The organism is Dokdonella sp., assembly GCF_041395345.1.
Classification (GTDB): Bacteria; Pseudomonadota; Gammaproteobacteria; order Xanthomonadales; family Rhodanobacteraceae; genus Dokdonella.
This window is the reverse complement of sequence record NZ_JAWLAR010000002.1, coordinates 112,520-131,199: the sequence shown is the minus strand read 5'-3', so window position 1 is coordinate 131,199 and position 18,680 is coordinate 112,520. Positions and strand designations below refer to the sequence as shown.

General features: G+C 60.6%; 14 protein-coding genes. 7 read left to right on the top strand and 7 right to left on the bottom strand.

What is annotated here, in order from left to right; all coding sequences use genetic code 11:
- Positions 1–118: 118 nt before the first annotated feature.
- The 4 genes from R3F00_RS02615 (at position 119) to R3F00_RS02600 (ending at position 5,296) form a co-directional block, all read left to right on the top strand.
- Complete coding sequence (locus tag R3F00_RS02615) at positions 119–1,711, top strand: hypothetical protein (RefSeq protein WP_371280148.1); 1,593 nt, start codon at positions 119–121, stop codon at positions 1,709–1,711.
- Between the two features lie 745 nt (positions 1,712–2,456).
- The gene (locus R3F00_RS02610) at positions 2,457–2,681 is read left to right on the top strand and encodes a hypothetical protein (RefSeq protein ID WP_371280147.1); all 225 of its coding nucleotides are present in this window, start codon (positions 2,457–2,459) and stop codon (positions 2,679–2,681) included.
- 324 nt (positions 2,682–3,005) lie between these two features.
- Positions 3,006–4,328 carry a sorbosone dehydrogenase family protein gene (locus tag R3F00_RS02605; protein ID WP_371280146.1) on the top strand — a complete coding sequence of 441 codons (1,323 nt, stop codon included), beginning with the start codon at positions 3,006–3,008 and terminating at the stop codon, positions 4,326–4,328.
- A gap of 215 nt (positions 4,329–4,543) precedes the next feature.
- On the top strand, positions 4,544–5,296 hold the full coding sequence (locus R3F00_RS02600; RefSeq protein WP_371280144.1) for a lysostaphin resistance A-like protein: 753 nt from the start codon (positions 4,544–4,546) through the stop codon (positions 5,294–5,296).
- 48 nt (positions 5,297–5,344) lie between these two features.
- On the opposite strand, the gene putP is transcribed toward R3F00_RS02600, so the two are convergent.
- From putP to R3F00_RS02580, 4 genes are all read right to left on the bottom strand, one after another.
- Positions 5,345–6,838 (bottom strand): sodium/proline symporter PutP, encoded by a 1,494-nt coding sequence (gene putP / locus R3F00_RS02595; RefSeq protein ID WP_371280143.1) that lies wholly within the window; start codon positions 6,836–6,838, stop codon positions 5,345–5,347.
- A gap of 241 nt (positions 6,839–7,079) precedes the next feature.
- Positions 7,080–7,751 (bottom strand): caspase family protein, encoded by a 672-nt coding sequence (locus R3F00_RS02590; protein ID WP_371280142.1) that lies wholly within the window; start codon positions 7,749–7,751, stop codon positions 7,080–7,082.
- A 105-nt stretch (positions 7,752–7,856) separates the two neighbouring features.
- Entirely contained in the window at positions 7,857–9,164 is a 1,308-nt protein-coding gene (locus R3F00_RS02585; RefSeq protein WP_371280141.1) for a hypothetical protein, read from the bottom strand.
- A 35-nt stretch (positions 9,165–9,199) separates the two neighbouring features.
- Entirely contained in the window at positions 9,200–11,596 is a 2,397-nt protein-coding gene (locus R3F00_RS02580; RefSeq protein WP_371280140.1) for a caspase family protein, read from the bottom strand.
- Between the two features lie 206 nt (positions 11,597–11,802).
- On the opposite strand from R3F00_RS02580, the gene R3F00_RS02575 reads away from it, so the two are divergent.
- Positions 11,803–12,264, top strand: coding sequence for a hypothetical protein (locus R3F00_RS02575; protein ID WP_371280139.1), 462 nt, complete (start codon positions 11,803–11,805; stop codon positions 12,262–12,264).
- 177 nt (positions 12,265–12,441) lie between these two features.
- On the opposite strand, the gene R3F00_RS02570 is transcribed toward R3F00_RS02575, so the two are convergent.
- From R3F00_RS02570 to R3F00_RS02560, 3 genes are all read right to left on the bottom strand, one after another.
- A complete protein-coding gene (locus R3F00_RS02570) occupies positions 12,442–13,278 on the bottom strand; it encodes a type II toxin-antitoxin system RelE/ParE family toxin (protein WP_371280138.1) in 837 nt (278 codons plus the stop codon).
- A gap of 234 nt (positions 13,279–13,512) precedes the next feature.
- Positions 13,513–14,385, bottom strand: a complete 873-nt coding sequence (locus tag R3F00_RS02565) for a polysaccharide deacetylase family protein (RefSeq protein ID WP_371280137.1) — start codon at positions 14,383–14,385, stop codon at positions 13,513–13,515.
- Positions 14,386–14,606: 221 nt separating this feature from the next.
- Complete coding sequence (locus tag R3F00_RS02560; RefSeq protein WP_371280136.1) at positions 14,607–15,221, bottom strand: hypothetical protein; 615 nt, start codon at positions 15,219–15,221, stop codon at positions 14,607–14,609.
- Positions 15,222–15,532: 311 nt separating this feature from the next.
- Between R3F00_RS02560 and R3F00_RS02555 the strand changes: the two genes are divergently transcribed.
- Together R3F00_RS02555 and R3F00_RS02550 are read left to right on the top strand one after the other, a co-directional pair.
- Positions 15,533–17,695, top strand: a complete 2,163-nt coding sequence (locus R3F00_RS02555; protein ID WP_371280135.1) for a hypothetical protein — start codon at positions 15,533–15,535, stop codon at positions 17,693–17,695.
- 483 nt (positions 17,696–18,178) lie between these two features.
- The gene (locus tag R3F00_RS02550) at positions 18,179–18,661 is read left to right on the top strand and encodes a TerB family tellurite resistance protein (protein WP_371280134.1); all 483 of its coding nucleotides are present in this window, start codon (positions 18,179–18,181) and stop codon (positions 18,659–18,661) included.
- Positions 18,662–18,680 lie beyond the last annotated feature (19 nt).

The following is an 18,680-nucleotide window of genomic DNA, read 5'->3' as shown; positions in this document are numbered from 1 at the left end:
CGGGCTGACGACCTTCCCAAACCGCGGGGACAGCCCGCCCGTACATGCGAAGAGCAGATGCATCGCCGCGACGCTCAATTGACCTTGCAAACCCTATCCATCCAGTTGAAGGAAAGAGATGAAAGCCACTCAAGCCAGCATCCGATTGCTTTGGACCCGCACCTTTCTCCTGATTCTTGCGGTTGCCCACGGCACTGCCGCATGGGCGCAGTATTCCGCCTCCATCGATATCAGTGAGCTGGATGGGGGGATAGGCTTCAGCCTGAATGGCGTCAATGCCGTGGACTGGCTGGGATACAAGGTGGGCGCCGCCGGCGACATCAACAATGACGGCATTGACGATTTCATGGTGTCGGCGGTATTCAACGATGACGGCAACGTCAATGCGGGAACCATCTATATCGTTTACGGCAGTGAAGACCCCATGCCGGCGGTGTTCGATCTGACCACGCTGGATGGGTCAAACGGCTTCAGATTGCTGGGCGATGATGAAAGCGATATCGCCGGAAGTACCATCAATAGTGCGGGCGACATCAACCATGATGGAAGGAACGACATCGTCATCGCGGCAGCCAATCATGCAACGCCTGGCCTGGTGTTCAATGGCGCTACCTACGTGCTGTTCGGGGCGGATTCGTTTCCTTCCAGCCTGGATCTGGCGGCACTGGATGGAACCGACGGGTTCGTCGTCTATGGGCGCTTTGCGGGTGATCAGGCAAGTTCGGCAGATGGCGCGGGCGACTTCAATGGAGATGGCATTGATGACTTGTTGCTCGGTCATCAGGCCCACGATCCGGGGGTAACCAATGCTGGCGCCGTCTACGTGATTTACGGAAAGGACACGGCCTTCGCCAGTGAGTTCGATCTGGACAACATCAATGGTGCCAACGGGGTCGTTTTCTACGGTGAGCTGACAGGTGACATTGCGGGAACCCAGGTGCGCGGCGCCGGAGACTTCAATGGCGATGACATTGACGACATCCTGATCAGCGCCAGTCGCAGGGATACGAATGGCGGTGACTCGGGTACCGTCTATCTTGCCTTCGGAAGTGCTGCCGGCTGGAGCGCGGTCAACCAGCTGGCGGACCTCGATGGCACGAACGGAATCATCATCAATGGCGAGACCTCCAGCAACTTTCTGGGTTCGGCCATCGATGGAAGCGGTGACTTCAATCACGACGGGTTCACCGATATCCTGGTTTCGGCTCAATTTGTCGTTGACGGGTATCAGGCAACGTACTTGATACTGGGCAGAAGTGGTCCACTTGTGGCAGAGCAGGATGTTTCCGCGCTGGCTGATCTGTCGATCATCACCGGAACCACCGACTTTCTGGGCTCGCCCTATGAATACAGCCTCTCCTTTGCGGGTGACATCAACGGAGACGGGTTGTCTGACGTGGTCATTGGTGACTATCAGAACAGCACCAACGCGACCTATGCCGGCGCTGCCTATGTGGTGTTCGGATCCACGTCCATCGTCAATCCGGTAATTGCTGCCGACGACCTGAACGGCGAGCAGGGCTTCGCGGTCTTTGGCGAATTCGAGCAGGACTCGGTCGGCACATCGGTCAGCTCGGCAGGTGATGTCAATCACGATGGTGTCGACGACTTCATGTTCGGCGGCTATTTTGTCGACAGCAATGGCACCAACTCGGGCTCGGCCTATGTTGTCTTCGGCAACGACGCCCTGTTCGTGGATTCTTTTGAGTAGCCATGCTGCGGGGGACTTGCGGCAGGAGTCCCGGGCTTCTGCTTGGGGCCTTGCATCGATGTGCAGGCTTGATCTGGCACCCTGTTGCTTTGGCCTTGAACTGGCTCGGTGAACCAGGACACCCACAACTTGCCAATGGATGGTGCTCGGTGTGGGCGTGCCTCCCTTCCAGCGTCCCCGATTGCACCGGGTGTCCCGATTACGCTGCCGATTGTGGCTTCTCGCTGCGCAGGGAGAATCAAGCCGTAGCGCGGCATGAATCAGTGGTAGGAGGTCGGAGAAAGCTCTATTTGACAGACTATCAGCAGCAAGCCGTAGAGGCCTGTAATTGAAATCTGCAGGGGACGCCTGGAGACAAAAAATAGCCAGAAGGGAAGAACGGCGAGAGCGAACAGCATTGCGCCCTGGGCATTCAGCAAATCTCTTGACCACCAGACTGCGTCGGCAACATACGCGATTGCGTTGTAGAGTGCGAGTGCGAGCAAAGCGAGCCGGCCATCGCGCTCGAACCCCTTGCGTAGCTCGAGATCCTACGCGCGCGCGGTTCGGAGGGGAAGAAATAGGGCAGCTGCAATGAAGAGCAACAACGGCATCGAAAGCAGGAGCAGGAAATTTCCCACGGTCCAGGCGCTCATGGTCGTGGAAAGCTCGGCGATGCCCCACCAAAACTGGATTTGCGCGACGAAGGCGAATACCGCCCACGTCAAGGCAGGAAATCGAATTTAAGCCTCCCATCGTCAATCCGGTGATTGCTGCCGACGACCTGGACGGCGAGCAGGGCTTCGCGGTCTTTGGCGAATTCGAGCAGGACTCGGTCGGCACATCGGTCAGCTCGGCAGGTGATGTCAATCACGACGGTGTCGACGATTTCATGTTCGGCGGCTATTTCGTCGACAGCAACGGCACCAACTCGGGCTCGGCCTATCTTGTCTTCGGCAACGACGCCCTGTTCGTGGATTCTTTTGAGTAACAATGTTGGGGGAACTTCCGTCAGGAATCCTGGACATTCGTTTCGGGGCCCTGAGTCCATGTCCGGGTTCGATCCGGTCCCCCTGATTTTGCGATGAACCGGGACACCGACGACTTGCCAGCCAATTGCGCTCGGTTTCTGCGCGCCTCATCTTTGTCTGCATGCGGAAGCCCGGCCACAAGCTGACTGGTCAAGCTTTCGAGTGAGTCATGCTTTCCGGATCGGATAGCGTATCCCCCAGCTATTGCTGCGTTCTTGCTCGCAACACCTGCTGCAGTGAGACTAGGAGTACTCTGTGGTTTGTGGGCAAGAGGAACGAATACGATGAACGGAAAAACCATCGTGCTGGCGGTCGTCGTGGTGGTCATTGCATCCGCAATCATTGTTTCCTGTGGCGAGTCGGCGACACTTCCGGTCAAGGCTGGAATGGGGCCCTCTCCCGAACTTCCGCCGCCCAACCCGACCCTGATTCCAACGGTCAAGATTGCCAAGGCAGTGGGATGGCCGACAGGAATCACACCTGTGCCCGCGGCCGGAACCCGGGTCAACGCGTTTGCGACCGGACTCGACCACCCGCGCTGGCTACTCGCATTGCCGAATGGCGATGTCCTTGTTGCCGAATCGAATGCGCCTGCCAAACCCGAGGACGGCAAGGGCATAAAGGGGTTCCTCACGAAAAAAGCCATGGAAAGGGCTGGCGCCGGTGTTCCGAGCGCTGATCGGATCACCTTGCTCAGGGACACCGACGGCGATGGCATCGCGGAATTCCGCAGTATCTTCATCGAGGATCTGAAATCCCCGTTCGGCATGGCGCTTCTCGGCGATCAACTGTTTGTCGCCAATACCGACGGCGTGGTTTCCTTCCCGTATGAGGCCGGCACCACCGAGATCAGGACTGCGCCCACAGCGATTGTCGATCTGCCGGCCGGGCCGATCAATCATCATTGGACGAAGAGCCTGATTGCCAGCCCGGACGGCAGCGCACTCTTTGCGACCGTGGGTTCGAACAGCAACGTCGGCGAGAACGACATGCAGGCAGAAGTCGGGCGCGCTGCCCTCTGGAAGATCGACCCGGTGTCACGAAGCAAGACGCTTTACGCCACCGGATTGCGCAATCCCAATGGCTTGGCCTTTGAACCCACGACCGGCATGCTGTGGACAACCGTTAACGAGCGCGATGAAATCGGCAGCGATCTGGTTCCGGACTACATGACGTCCGTCCGTGAGGGTGGATTCTATGGATGGCCTTACAGTTACTTCGGTCAGCACGTCGATGTGCGCGTCAAGCCTCCTCGGCCGGACCTCGTTGAAGCAGCACTCGTGCCCGACTACGCCCTGGGTCCGCATACGGCTTCCCTGGGCCTGGTCTATTCAAGTTCGACGGCCTTGCCGGACCAGTTCCGCAACGGCATGTTCATCGGTCAACACGGATCCTGGAATCGCAATCCCCCCAGCGGCTACCGCGTCATTTTCGTGCCGTTTGCGCACGGCAAGCCCAACGGCGAGGCGCTGGACATCCTGACCGGATTCCTGAGCGAGGAAAACACGGCGTATGGTCGTCCCGTCGGTGTTGAAATTGGCGGAGACGGTGCATTATTGGTCGCGGATGATGTCGGCAACGCGATCTGGCGCGTCGTCGCGGACTAGTCGGGAACAAGCGGTGATACGGAAGCGCATGATTACGCCCGGCATACTTGATCCCATGGCCGGTGTTGAGAGGAAAGCCTTGCACGTGGCTTTCGGAAACAGGGAAGGCGAGCCGAAGTGGCTGCCGCCCGGGATGCGCGACAGTTCGTTGTAGAGGCTGACTACACTTCTGCAGTTCGAGATTGAATGATGTTGCTGGAGGTCAATTGGACGCCGTGAAGCAGACAGAGCTTGACTATCCCTATTTCGACGACAAGCCAGTGGCGCTGGACTGGCTGGACTGGTTCATCGTCCTGGCGGCCCTGGCGCTCGGCCTTGCGGTTCTGACCGACCTGCCGTTGCCGCTGGAATGGATGGGCAGCACGGCTGATGGCCTCACCCGCGCCATCCTGTTTTTCGTCATCCCGCTGGCCGCACTCTATTGGCGGACGGGCGGCAGGATCGGTGTGCTCTTCAACGGATTCCGGATGTCCTATCTGTGGTGGGGCCTGGCGTTCGGCGCACTCAATCTCGTGTTCTCGCTCGGCGGGGGTGCCCTGCTGCTGCAGGTGCTGGATCTTGCCAGCAATGAAACCGTCGCCGGGCTCGCCAAGGACGGACCGGCTGGCGGGGCACTGGTGTTCTTTTCGCGTACGGGCCTCCAGCTGTTCGGTGAGGAAGTGATAACGATCCTGCCTTTCCTTTTCCTGCTGTGGCTGGGCGTCAAGAAGATTGGACTGTCGCGCCGCACATCGGTTGTCGTTGCGTGGATCGGTTCGGCGCTGATCTTTGGCGCAATCCATTTGCCGACCTATGACTGGAACGTATTCCAGGCGCTACTCGTGATCGGACCGGTCAGGCTCGTGCTGACCCTGGCCTATATGAAAACCAGGAGCATCTGGACCTCGACCATCGCTCATGTCTTCAATGACTGGACCATGTTCATCGCAAGCATCGTGCTTGGGTCGATGGCGGCATCGGCCGCTTGAACAGGGCAACGGCGGGTGTCGCAGTTGTCGTGAATGACAAAAGGATGCCTACGGCACCGGTGCCGCCCGGAATTCGGTCTGGCTCGCGGTGGCCAGGCTGACGAAATAGATCGCAGCCGATGCGGCAGCGAAGCCCGGAATGATTTCGTAGACGCCTGCTCCACCCATGAAACTGACGTCCCAGCCCATTGCGATCCAGCCCATCACGGTCAGCGCGCCTGCCATCAGGCCGGCGACTGCCCCTGTCCCCGTCATGCGTCGCCAGGTCAGCGCCAGCACGATCAGCGGACCGAAGGCGGCACCGAAACCGGCCCACGCGTGGCTGACCAGGCCCAGTACCCTGGAGGTGGGATCCCATGCGATGACGGCAGCGACGATGCCGACCACCAGTACGCTCACGCGACTGACCAGCACGGCCTCCTTTTCACCGGCTTCCTTGCGCAGAAACAGCCGATAAAAATCCTCCGTCAGCGACGATGAAGCGACCAGCAGCTGGCTGGAAATGGTGCTCATCACCGCCGCCAGCAACGCGGCAAACAGGAAGCCGGTCACCAGCGGGTGGAACAGCATGTCGGCCAGCACGATGAAAATCGTCTCGGGGTCAGCGACCTCGATCCCGTTGCGCACCGCATACGCACGCCCGAACACACCGAGGCTGATCGCGCCGACCACGGAAATGATCATCCACGACATGCCGATGTTGCGAGCGGTCGGAACGTCCCGGAGTGAACGAATGGCCATGAAGCGCACGATGATATGCGGCTGCCCGAAGTAGCCGAGGCCCCAGGCGATGGCCGACAGGAAGCCGACAACCGAAAGCCCGGAAAACCATGACAGGTAGTTTGGATCCAGTGTCGCCAGTGTTTCCGATGCCTGTGCGAGGCCGCCGCCACCCGATCCATAGAGCACGACCAGTGGCATGATGATCAAGGCCAGCATCATGATCACGCCCTGGCAAAAATCGGTAAGGCTGACGGCAAGAAAGCCGCCGATCACCGTATAGACAAGCACCACGCCCAGTGTCAGCGACACACCGGTCGCGTAAGTACTCATCGGGCTGGACGCGAGCACGCTGCTGAAAGCACTTTCTGCGAGTTTGCCGCCGGCTACCAGGCCCGACGCGGTGTACACGGAGAAAAACACCACGATGATCACGGCCGAGACAACGCGCAAGGCCATGGCTCTGCTGGGAAAACGGTTGGCGAGAAATTCAGGAATAGTCAGGCTGTTGTCGTAGCGTTCGGTCTGCTCGCGCAGGCGCGGTGCGACCACGATCCAGTTCACCAGTGCGCCCAGAGTCAGGCCGATTCCGATCCAGGCCGAGGTCAGGCCGGCGACGAACAGCGCTCCTGGCAAACCCAGCAGCAGCCAGCCGCTCATGTCCGATGCCCCGGCGGAAAGCGCCGCTACCGCGGGTGAAAGCTTGCGTCCGCCGAGCATGTATTCCTCGGCAGACGCCGTTGAGTTGCGATAGGCGTAGTAGCCGATCGCAAGCATCAACAAGAAATAAATACCCAGACTGATCCATACACCAATCGCCATGAAACCTCGCTTTCAAGAGCTTGTGGACGTGCGTCCAGAACGATCCAGTCAATCACACCCTGTGCTGCAGAATCAATGGAAGCCGACCTGAACTGCTATTGATTGAAGCTGCACGAGAATCCCAGGGCACGCATTTGCGCGAGCAGAAAAAGCCAACCGCGGCCCGGCAATTTCCTGGCCCTATTGTCGGAAACCGGCGACAAGCGACGACATTCCGGGCCCATCGCGCTTCGTGATTCTGCTAAGGCGCCTGCGCCTGCTCCGCATACAGGCTTGCTGCAAAGTCCGGGTCGTAGCAATCGAGTGCATGGTGCAGCGCGCTATCGAACAACGGGGCGGTGCCGTCCAGTATTCGCCTGATCCAGAAACCTGCAGCCTGGGCAACATCGGCGGGCTCGCCTTCGTCGATTGGACCCAGAGCCTCCGCCATCGGCTGCAAGGCGTCGAGCAGATAGTGACCGCGTCCGGATTGCAACTCGGCATAGCGCGCGAGGATTTGATCGCGAAGGGCAGGCTGCTCGTTCAAAGCGCGCCATGCGATGGCCTGCTCGTCGAGCAGAAGGATGGTTCTGTAGCCGTGCTGCTTTTGCAGCGTGTCGGCAATGCGGCTGGCATCGTTGACGGCAGAGCGCAGTGACGGGACATCCGCCTGGTAGCGATTGATGCCAATCACCACGGCAATGCTCTGGCTGAAGCTCGTGTCGTCCGTCACCGTATTCCCACTGCTGACGTCATGCGGGCCGCTGAGGAAGATCGTAGGCGGAGACATCGCTTGCAGTGCGCCCAACAGACCCGCGTCGCGCAGATCGGCAGCGATGTTGCGAATGGGCTGCAAGGCTTCATCGGGCTGGATGGGAGGTGCCGGCTGTGGTGTGAGGTCAAGCAAGCTCTGCCACAGCACAGGCACGGTCACTGTCGATGCCGGGGTGTTTCCGCAGGTGGCTGCGCCGGCGGGTTGCGCTCGGCGTCGTGGTCGGAGTCAACTCCCAGCGCGCGCTTCAACGCCGCCCATGTCGAATCATCTTCCGCTGCAGGCAGATCCAGCGCTTGCGCGGCAATCGCGTCCGTGACGCCCCAGCGCGCCTGATCCTCGGGGCTTATCTCGAGGAAATTCCTCGCGCGCAGCACCGATCATCGCCTCGGCGGACAAGGGCGCATTCAGCGACAGGTTGTCGTCCGCCCTATTGAACAACGGACTGATCGGATGCTGACTATCCAGCAAGTCGAAATAACCTTCTGCATTGATGTCGTTGATCGGCAACTTGATCGACTGCGTTCCGTCAACGTCGAGGAGAAAGACTCCGAAGTCGTCAAGGACGGTGATGAGCTCATCTTGCAGGCCGACCCGCACTTCGCCGCTGACGAAAGTCCTGCGCCACTGGCTGCCGCTGGCTTCGTTGGTCACCGTCAACACGGCGTTGGGCGTGTCTGCACTCAAGCCCTCGGTGTTCAGGTCGATGCTGTAGCCGGCATCGCCGGAGGCGCTCCCGGGTTCGCTGCTGCCTCCCTGGCCTGCGTGGCCGAGGGTGAGCCATCCGATTTCCCAGAGCCAGGCATCGCCGCGCCAATCGCGCGCCAGCAGGCGCGATCCATCCGCTGAAAACGACAGATCCCGAATGCCGCTTTCGCTGCCGCTGCCGCGTTTGAGTACGACCACAGGCGCGGCATGTTGCCAATGCCTGTTGGCTTTCCAGAGCGACAGCTCGCCTTTCCAGTCCGCCGTGGCGATCAACGAGCCGTCCGACCGGATCGCGAGTCCACCGCAGACATGGCATTCGCCTTCGGTCGAAAGGCGTACGCCGTCGATCTCGACGCCGAAGACCAGCGAATCCGATGTCAGCACCGGCGGGTCGGAGTCAAATACCGTCAGAACGCCGGCGCGGACACGCCCGTCGGCACTGCTGACGCGATGCAAGGGCGTGCCGTCGGGATTTTCAATCACGAGTTCGCGGTTGTCGGATGCCCACGGTCGCAGTGTCTCCAGCGTGGCTTCCGAAACCCTCTGGCCGTCGAGATCCAGCGCGAGCTTGCCCTGTGGTTGTTCGTCTCCCTCGTCAGGCCAGATCAGATAGCGGCCCGTACTGTCGAACTGCGCTCCGGTGTATTGCTGCACGCGAGTCTGGCTGCGGCGCGTGCCGTCGCTGGAGAAAATCGTCAGCTCGCCGATGCCGGATTCGTCGTTGTCATAGTGCCAGGTAGCGATATGCTGGCCGTCGGGCGACCACGCAACCTCGCCGACATCCTCGCCCAGTTTTCGCGCGAACGGCGTCGAGATGATCGAGCCACGATCGGCGATGAAGCCGCTGCCGTAGAGCGCCTTTCGCATCAACCAGAGCGCGGGCTTGTGATCAGGATGCAGCGTCAGAGCGGCAGCAGCGAGCTTGAAGCCGAGCGTCGCGTTGCCTTCACCGTCGATCGCGCCGCGGGCGCAGCGGTAAGCGCATTGGCCTGCGCCAGTCGGGTCTGTTCTTCCGCCTCGATGCGTCGCTGGTCCGCTTGCGCACGACGTTCCGAGGCGATCAGGCCGAGCGCTCCAGCCAGCAGTCCGAACAGGGCAATCGCCGCAACCAGCCCGATCGCCGTATTGCGCAGGAACCGCCAGCGGGAGATGCTGGCGCGGCAGAAGCGGTCCTCGATCTGGCTGAGCTGGAACGGCTCGGTGCGGCGCAGCGACCAGAGTCGCCGGCTGCGAAGCTTGTCGCGCCAGAGCAGGCCGGATCGATCCGCCGGGGCGGCGCTGGACCATTCCTCCGCGCTGCGCTGCAGGGCGTGCAGGAACGGCAAATCCGGCTCGTGATCCTGCGCCTCGTGCGTCCATTGCAGCAACTGTCCCCAGGAGCTGACCAGGGCATCGTGCGCGGGCTCGACAAAGGCCTGGCCCTGATCATCGACGCCGCGTACGACCAGCCTCGCCCCGACCAGTCGCGTCAGCACCTGCTGCAAGCGCTCGCTTTCCTCGGCATCCCTGTTCTGCAGTTGCGATTCGCTGACCCGCTGGCGCACCAGCGCGCCGTGCTGAACCCGCAGCATACGCAGCATCAGTCGACGCAGGGTCGCCTGCTGTGCGGCGTCCAGCTCGGCCAGCTCGGCATCGGCGCGCGAGCGCAGCGCGCCCACGACGCCGCCCAGCGCATCGTAGTCGGCCTGGGTCAGGCAGCGATCATCCGACGCGCGCGCGATGTAGCGCAGATACATCTCGGCGAGAGTGAAAGAGAGCAGAGGCAGGCCACCCGGCATCGCAGCCACTTCATCGACCAGCTGCTCAATCAGCGATGAGGGCTCGAAGTAGAGAACGCGCTCGAGCGCAGGGCCTTCGATCGCGGCACGCAGATCGGCGCGCGACATTTGTGGCACCACGAAGCGCCCGACTTGCCAGAGATCCGCCAGCGGCGAATGGTCAAACAGTGCTTCGAAGTCCGAGCGCAGCGTCAATACCAGGTGCAGACGGCCATCGGCCTGTTTCAACATCGCTGCAAGTTGATCGAGAAAGCTCGCGCGCTGATCTGCCGAGCGGGTCATCGTCAGCAACTCTTCGAACTGGTCGATGACCAGCAGAAGCGGTGCGTCGGTCGATGCGAGCAGGCGTGCCAGCGCCGATTCAATGGACGCGGGCTGAGCGCCGGAAGACTCGTTGTCGAGCGAGGCTTGCAGTGCGCGCAATGGATCGCTGCCCGGGCGCATGAGCGGCAGGATCTGCCACGTGTGCTCGATTGCCATGCGTGGGATCACGCCGGCCTTCACCAGGCTGGACTTGCCGGTGCCGGATGCGCCCAGCACCACGGTCAATGACTGGCCGCGAATTTTCGCGACCAGTGCATTGATGGGTTCTTCGCGGCCGAAGAACACATCGGCGTGGCGCGTTTCGAACGCGGCCAGTCCGCGGTACGGGTTGGTGTCGCCGGTGAGGACAGGCGCCGAAGGCAGGCAGCGCTCAACCCCTGGCACCAGAAAGATGAACTCGCCCTTGTCGTGCTTGCGCAAGGGCCACAGACCCGGAGTCTGCCGCGTGCCGTACTGGATGCTCTTCGGCTGCAGCCGATCCTCCAGGTACATGTAGAGCTCGGTGGCGGTAATCACGCCGTCACCGTCCTTCGGGACCAGATCCGCCGCACCGACCAGGCCAACCAGAAGCGCTTCGGCGAAGGGCGAGTGCGCACCGCCATCGCCACGGTTGCCGAAGTCGCCGCCGCTCCATTCATCGGCGGCGGTCTGATCGTAGGCTGCCGACGTGATCAACTGCCAGGCCGGATCCTGCAGGAAGCGGTCGAAGCGCTCCTGATAGACCGTGGGCAGTGCAAACGACGCGTCGCGCCGCGCCGACCAGCGAAAGGCACCGGAAAAGCAGCTGTCGAGAATGATCAGCATATGCCGGCAGGGAAGCGACATCAGGGACTCGTTCAGCCGGGTCATCTCGAGATAGCTGGCCACATTCCCGCGACGCGCATCCTGCGGCAGCAAGAATCCCTGTGGACCTTCGTCGCCGCTCACCGCGACGCCGTGGCCGGCGAAGTAGAACAGCACGCGATCGTTGTCCCCGACACTTGCGGGCAACTGGTGCTCGACGAGGTCAAGCAAGGCCGCCAGCGTGGCCTGCTCGTCGAGCAGGAGAATGGTCCTGTAGCCATGCTGCTTTTGCAGCGTGTCGGCAATGCGGCTGGCATCGTTGACGGCAGAGCGCAGTGACGGAACATCCGCCTGGTAGCGATTGATGCCAATCACCACGGCAATGCTCTGGCTGAAGCTTGTGTCGTCCGTCACCGTATTCCCCTGCAGCGCCGATCCGGGACACTCAAGATGTCACCCGTGCTGATCCGGGGCACTGGTGATTCGGGCAAGCATACGGGACCAGCTTGAGTGTGTCCCGGTAGTCGCCTTGTTTCGATACAATTTTGGTGCGGGTTCGCGGGGCTGGACCCGCTGCGTACGCGGCTGGCGGCGCTTTTTTGTCCCCGTGGAGATTGCAGATGTACAAGATGATTCTGACGGCACTGCTCATTTTCGCTGCGACTGATGCCTTTGCGGCGGTGGAGGGACACTACCGCGCCAACGGCACGGATGCGCCACCCAAGTACGCGCTCGCGAAATGGGGTGACCCCTACATGGACAAGCCAACCACCAAGGTGATTCTTTCGGAGAAGGACGCGAGCAAGGAATCCAGCCCTGATTTCAGCGCTCAAATGGGCGATTTGGGCAGTGCAATCGTGATTACTCTGGTAGCTTCCGACGATGGCTACGACGTTATTGGAGCGGAATTCGCCCATCCAGCATTGAAGCGCTCCGGCGTAAGCAGCATCGGTATCCTCGAGGCGCGCGACGTTGTTGTTGCGAACGGAACGATCAGCGGGCAAATTGTCAGCGTGGCCGACGCATCGATATTCGACGAGCCCGTCGAGATCGACCTCAAGTTCAGCGCCAAGTCTCCCTGATCCTCAAAGGCTCGAAGCCTGAAGAGACGCGCAGTCGATTGGGCTGAGTCAGGAGTTGATTCGAGACACCCGCGGCACGATCCGGGACACCCATGGCCTTCCCAGGCAATCGGGAAAATCTGTGGGTATCCCGGTTGTCAGTGTCAGGCAAGGTTTGCGCGTTTGCGAACGCGCGGCTCAGCGGTACGACCCCGGTCCGCTCCAGACCTCCTTGCCCAGGCGGTAGACCCGTTGAATATTGATGACTTCGCGGGCGTCGCCGATGAACTCGAGTTCCGGTGAATCCATTTCGACCATGCGACATTCGCCGGAGCCACGCCGCAGCGCCACCTCCAGCGGGCAGACCATGCGTCGCAAGGTACCGGGCATCGGAAGATAGAGCTCGGTCATGCCCTGGTTGCGCCAGGCGCGCAGGCGGTTTTCGTCGGCCAGATCGTAGTACACATGGAAGCCGTCGGTTCCCATGTTTCTTCCAACCGGGGCCGCATTGTTGCTGCGCCCCCGTTTCCTGCCGAGCTTGGCGGCCAGTGCCGCGTTCGCGCGGGCGTTGTCATTCGGGCGGAAGCCTGGTGGCGGTCCAAACGGCTTCTCGGGTGGCTCCGCGGTGTCGGGCGGTTCGGGCTCGGTGATGGGCAGTACAGTTGGAGTGTCGGAAGTATCGTCCAATCGCGCGACTGGCGTGGGCGGTCTGGGCGCGTTTGCGCGTGGTGCCTTCGGACGCTTGGGGGGCATCGGCTTGCGATGTATGGGCTCAGGCCAGGGCGGCGGCGGCTGACTGACCGGCTCCTCGTCCAGCAGCGTCACTTCCATGGCGCTGCTACCCGCCTGGCCCTGTGGCTCGGTCGTGGTGATCGGGGTGGGCGGCGACATCAGGACAAGTGCGAACAGCACATGCAGCAGCAGCGTCGACACGACCGCCACGCCACGTTGCACGCGCTCGGAACGGTCCCTCGCTGGATTGACGGCGCCGCGCAGCGTTCTGCTAATGCCACCGGCGATAGGTGGAAACGTCAAGTGGCGGATCCTCAAGGTGTTTCTAAAGTGCGCGACAAAGCAGGGTGGGGAAGTCTAAGGGAGGAGAGGTTGCAGGACACCCGCAAATTCAGGGGATAGCGGGCGTCCCGGATGTTGCCATTCTCGCAGGAAGTTCAGGCAGCAGGGGCTCGACAAAGTTCAACCGAGGGGCCGTCAGGGGCTGCTACGGGATGCCCGCGATTTCACTGGGCCATCGCAATCGGAAAGCAGGGGTCAGGCAATGGGTGTCCGGGTTGCTCCGGTATCCGGTTCGCCCTGGCAAGCGCCTTCGAGGATGCCCTGCAATTGATCGGGATTCTTCCAGTGATCCCCGCAGACAAATCTGGGTAGCGCCCATCGATTGCTTGTCTCCGTAACATATTCGCCTGCGGTACTGAATGCGGCGAGAATTCGATCGCTGTTCTGGGGAAAGTAGATGTCTCGCAGGTATTCACTGACATGGCCATAGGGATAAGCGAACAACTTTTCCGCGCGCTTGCCGACCTTGCTTTCAATATAGTCCTGCGCCCCAAGGACCTGAATGTCAGCATCCCCCTTGTCGCAGATGTCGAAGAATGATCCTCGCTTCTGATCCTTTTGGGCCACGCTCGACAACGTTGGATGCAGGTGATCCCAACTGTGATTCGCAATCGAGAGTACGTCCGTTTCGGCCGCAGAAAGCCACCAGTCATCTCTCCAATCGTCGCGACCCGCGATACACGTATGATCAAGTTGCCAGCGCGCTTCAGGCGAAGCGATTACGAACGAGGTTGCAAAAGACGCGTCTCGACAGTACCGCGATTCCTTGTAAAGCCGACTCGCCCGGATGATGTTGAAGAAGCTTGCGTAGGTGCCCACTTCCGGGTGATGGAAGTCGATGAAGTCGGAATTTGCGCCGTCGTCAAACGTGATGGCTACCTGTAGTTTGCCTTTCGGACTGGATGGAGCGGGGGCTAATACCTCTTCGACGATCGATCGTAAGGAAACAATTCTACCGTCCATCGAGTAGATCATGTTCAAGTCTGCTGCGAGCGCGACGTGATCATTCGATCCATAGCTATCGTCCGCGCCATTCAGTGAGTGATAGGTAAGAATGGGAATTCGCATGGATTTCGTGCCATTGAGCAGAATGTCGTAAAGAGGAAGTTTCAGGGAAGCTTCAGGACACCCGCAAATTCAGGGGATAGCGGGCGTCCCGGATGTTGCCATTCTCGCAGGAAGTTCAGGCAGCAGGGGCCCGATAAAGTTCAATCGAAAAGTCTCAGGACATCCACAATTTCAAGGGAATGGTGGGCACCCCAGTTGCTGCTCCACCCGAGCCGGTACAGTCAGTGCTTGCTGGCAGCGCGCTTTGCATTCTCTTCCTCCAGCCGCGTATCACGCCAGGCGCGATGGATCGCTTCGGCGATGAAGTAGGGTGTCCAGACCAGTGGGAAGATCCAGGCCGGTGATGCGCTCCTTTGGGTGCCGTCGGCTAGTGTCTCGGTGTGGCCGGGCACGAAGAGGACCAACATCATCATCGCCACGAAGCCCGCGCCCCAGAGCATGAAGGAAATGCCGGCACCTCGCTGCAACCACTCCAGATAGGGCCGACTGCCAAACGCGAGTGTGCGTGGTGGCCAGATGCGCGCAATCAACAACCAGAATGCAATGGTCCAGGCTTGCGGCATGTACGAATTCTCGCCCGTGAGCCAGGCTGCGAACAGATAGGCAAGGATGAACAGTGCAAACCAAATCCAGCGTCCCGCGGCGCGACGTACGTTGTAGAGCAGTCCGGCAAGAAACAACGTGAACGACAGATACATTTCAAACACGACCGGCCATAGCAGCAACGAGCGCAAGGTGTCGTACTCGAAACGATCGCGCAGCAGCCAGATCGCGAGGAACGCGGCCGCCGAAATCAGGTCCAGCGCACCGACACGGAGCAGGCGAAGGCGATTCATGCGCGAAGCATAGGGCAGGGCGACCAGATTTCGCACTGTCCCCGCAGTCGTGGGCACCTGCCTGGAAAGCTGGATTCGGGTCACCCAGGATCTTGCCAGGTATTGGGGGGCGACAGTGCGCGTCCCAGTTGCTTGCTTGTCGGGGGGCAGTCATGGTCTTCAGATGGTCCCGTCGGGATCGCGAGTGTCCCAATTGCTGCCACGGCAACACTACTGTTCTGCACAATTTGGTAAACTCGAATCTCCTGCAAATGTCGACAAGCAACGGCGCTCCTGCCGTGCGGATGCTGCAGGCCTGAAAGGAAGCCCCGATGAAATTGCCTGCCATCGCATCAACCTGTGGTTTGTTCCTGTTGGCAGGTGCCGCGAATGCGGGCACGCCACCTGAATTGCTCGACTACCAAGGTGGCTACTCCATATTGGGGAACATGCTTGGTGTTGCCGCCCTCGGTGTAGGGGACCTTGATGGTGATGGGAATAACGAAGTTGTCGTTTCTGGAACGACGGTGACGTTCGGTGGCCCGGGCCTGCTGAGTGTGCTGCGTTCGGACGCGGGAAACCCGGACGGGTATTCGCAGGTTGCCTTTACGGAAGCATATGCCGCGGGTATCAAGACAGCTGCCCTGCTCGATCTGAATGGGGATGGCGCGGAAGAAGTCGTAGTCGGACTTGGCGATGGCAGCGTGCGCGTACTTGAAGGTACTTCTCTGGTTCCACGAAGTGAAACGGCCAGCGTCAGCGGCAATATCGGACAGTTCGCGCTTTCGGATGCGGACAACAATGGATCGCTGGACCTCGTGGTACTCAGCAGCGGCGCAATCACCTTGCTCGATCCGCTCACTCTGCAAGCTCGAGGATCCATTGCGCAGGGAGCATCCAGGATGGCCATCGGCAACGTGGACAACGACGCCCTTGTGGAGGTCGTACTGAGCTCGGGCAAGGTTTTGCGGCTGACCCGTTCGGGCTCCACACTGGTATCGCAGACCGTCTGGACGTATCCCGCCGGGGCCTTTGGAATCCAGGTCGGCCTGGTCGATATCGACAATGACGGCAAGCTGGAACTGATCGCCGAGTCGGACTGGGACTACCTGACCGCATTCGACGTTGACCTGCAATCACCCAAGTGGCAAATCAACTCACTTGGTGACCTCGATGCGATGAGCTTCGCTGACGTCAATGGTGATGACGTCCCCGATGCCCTGATCGGAAGCGGGCAATGGGGTGACGAATCGGCGATTGACCTCACTACTCGACAAGTCATCTGGTCCGTATCGAACCCGAACTCCGGTACTGGTCGCGTCATCGTTGGCGATGTTGACAACGATGGTGTTGGCGAACTCCTGTGGACTGGGGGGCACAACAGCACGGGCCCTGACAACCTGTATGTCTATTCGCTTCCAGCCCTCACGCCAAAATGGATGACCTTGCACACCGATGGGCCGTTCAGCGCCGTTGCGGTGAAGCCTGCTCTGGGTAGTGCAGGGGCAAAGATCGCATTCGCTTCGTTCGAAAGCGAAAGTGGTTACGACGATGGCATTGTCTGGCAGTGGAATGCATCGACGCTGGCGCCACTGACACGAACGGAACCCGGTACATTCGAGGGGTTTGCCTGGACCGGCATTCATGCGCTTGCCTATGGAGCCCCGGGCATTGCGGGTGAACAAGCATTGCTTGTCGGAACCGATCGTCTTTACGACGGAGCGATCTATGGACTGGATGAAGATACTTCGACGGTCATGTACCAGCGCTTGTACGACGAGGGCTCACCGATCAATGCACTGGTCGCGGCAGACCTGGATGGGGACGGAAATGGCGAAATCGTGTCGGGCAGCTACGGTGCACATACCGGATCGCCTGGTCGCTACGTCATGGTGACTGACGAGGCCACCGGCGCAGAATTGTGGCGCTCCATCAATTTGAGCTCGACTTTTGGCGGTGTCATCGACATTGCTGTTGGCCGCCTCGATGGTGACAGCATCAAGGATATCGCTGCGATCGCGGGCAATGGCAGCGGGGGGTATCTGTTCCAGTTCGATGGAGCCAGTCACGTGCAGTGGCAGTCCAGCGATGCCAGCTACACGGCCGTGGCCACGTTCGATGTCCTCGGCGACAGCCGCGATGAGACCGTTGTCGGTACTAGCGCCGGCGCAGTGCTGGTTCTCGATGGAGTAACTCATGCCGTGGTCGGAAACCTCCAGGTTGGTTCGGGGGCTGTGGCTGCAGTGCGTGTCTTCCACGAATCGCAGACGACTGCGGTGCGGATAGCGGTACTGGTAGATGAGCAGCTTCGTGTGTTTGATCTGCAGTCGGGCACTTTGCTTGCAATTTCGCCACACATGGTGCGGCAGACCCGTGCACTCGAAGTGATCGACGCCAATGGCGACAATCAGATGGATATCTTTGTCGGCGGCGAGAGTGCGTTCCGCGCCTATCGCCTGCACAACGACTTGATCTTTCGCGACGGTTTCGGCTGAAGCCACAACGATGTAGACCTGGACCAGGTTCGACCGGGACTCCGGATGTTGGGTGCCCCCGGATGTTCTTCCGCCCGCTCAAGATGGTCCGCTCGTACTTCGAATGGGGGTCGGGCGCTTCGAGGCGGATGGATTCCGGATAATGTGCCCTGCGCTGAGCCAACCCTCACCGGATACCAATGGCAGCAATTGCCGTAAGGAGCGCCCAGCGGATTCTGTGAGTGTCCCGGTTGGTGCTCTTTTGGCGTGAGAAAAGTACACTCAGACACGGGTTTCCAAGGGAATGGTGAGTGTTCCTGTTGCTGCTCCACCAGGCAGAGGGAAAGTGGGTGTCCCGGCTGGCGTCAGGCCGGATCGCGTCGCTCGAACTGCTGCTCAAAGCGGGGTCACGTCGGTCCCGGACCGCGCGTGCGGGTTGTTCCCTCTTCCGCCGAACGGCCGTTCGTCGCATCATGGGCGCGGGCAAGGGCAGGGAGAAGAATCATGGGCGACGAAGGTTTCGGAGGTGTGCTGCGCGACCTGCGCTCGGCAATGGGCGGGCTGTTCTCGGGGGGCACACTGGATGAGACGCGGCGCGTTACGCTCGAAGTGACGTTTGGCCTGATCGGCTGGCTCGCCAAGGCCGATGGCGTTGTCACCAGCCACGAGGCCGAATTTGCCAACCGCCTCGTTGAGGAACTCAAGCTGCCAACCAAAGGCAAGGCCATCGCCAAGGCCGCCTTCCTGCGTGGCCAGCATCGCAAAATCGATGTTGCCGCCGAGGTCGCGCGCTTTCTAGCACAGCATCCCAAAGGCAGCCCCGAGATCAGTCGCCTCTACGACACGCTGCTGCGCCTCGTCGCCGCCGACGGCCGCGTCTTCAACCACGAGCGCGCCGCGCTCGAAACGCTCACCGATGCGTTCGGCTTGCCGCGCAGCGTGATCGATGCCCGGCTCGCGGTGATTCGTGCTGAGGCAGCGGGTTGAAGGAACGCTGCTACAGTGC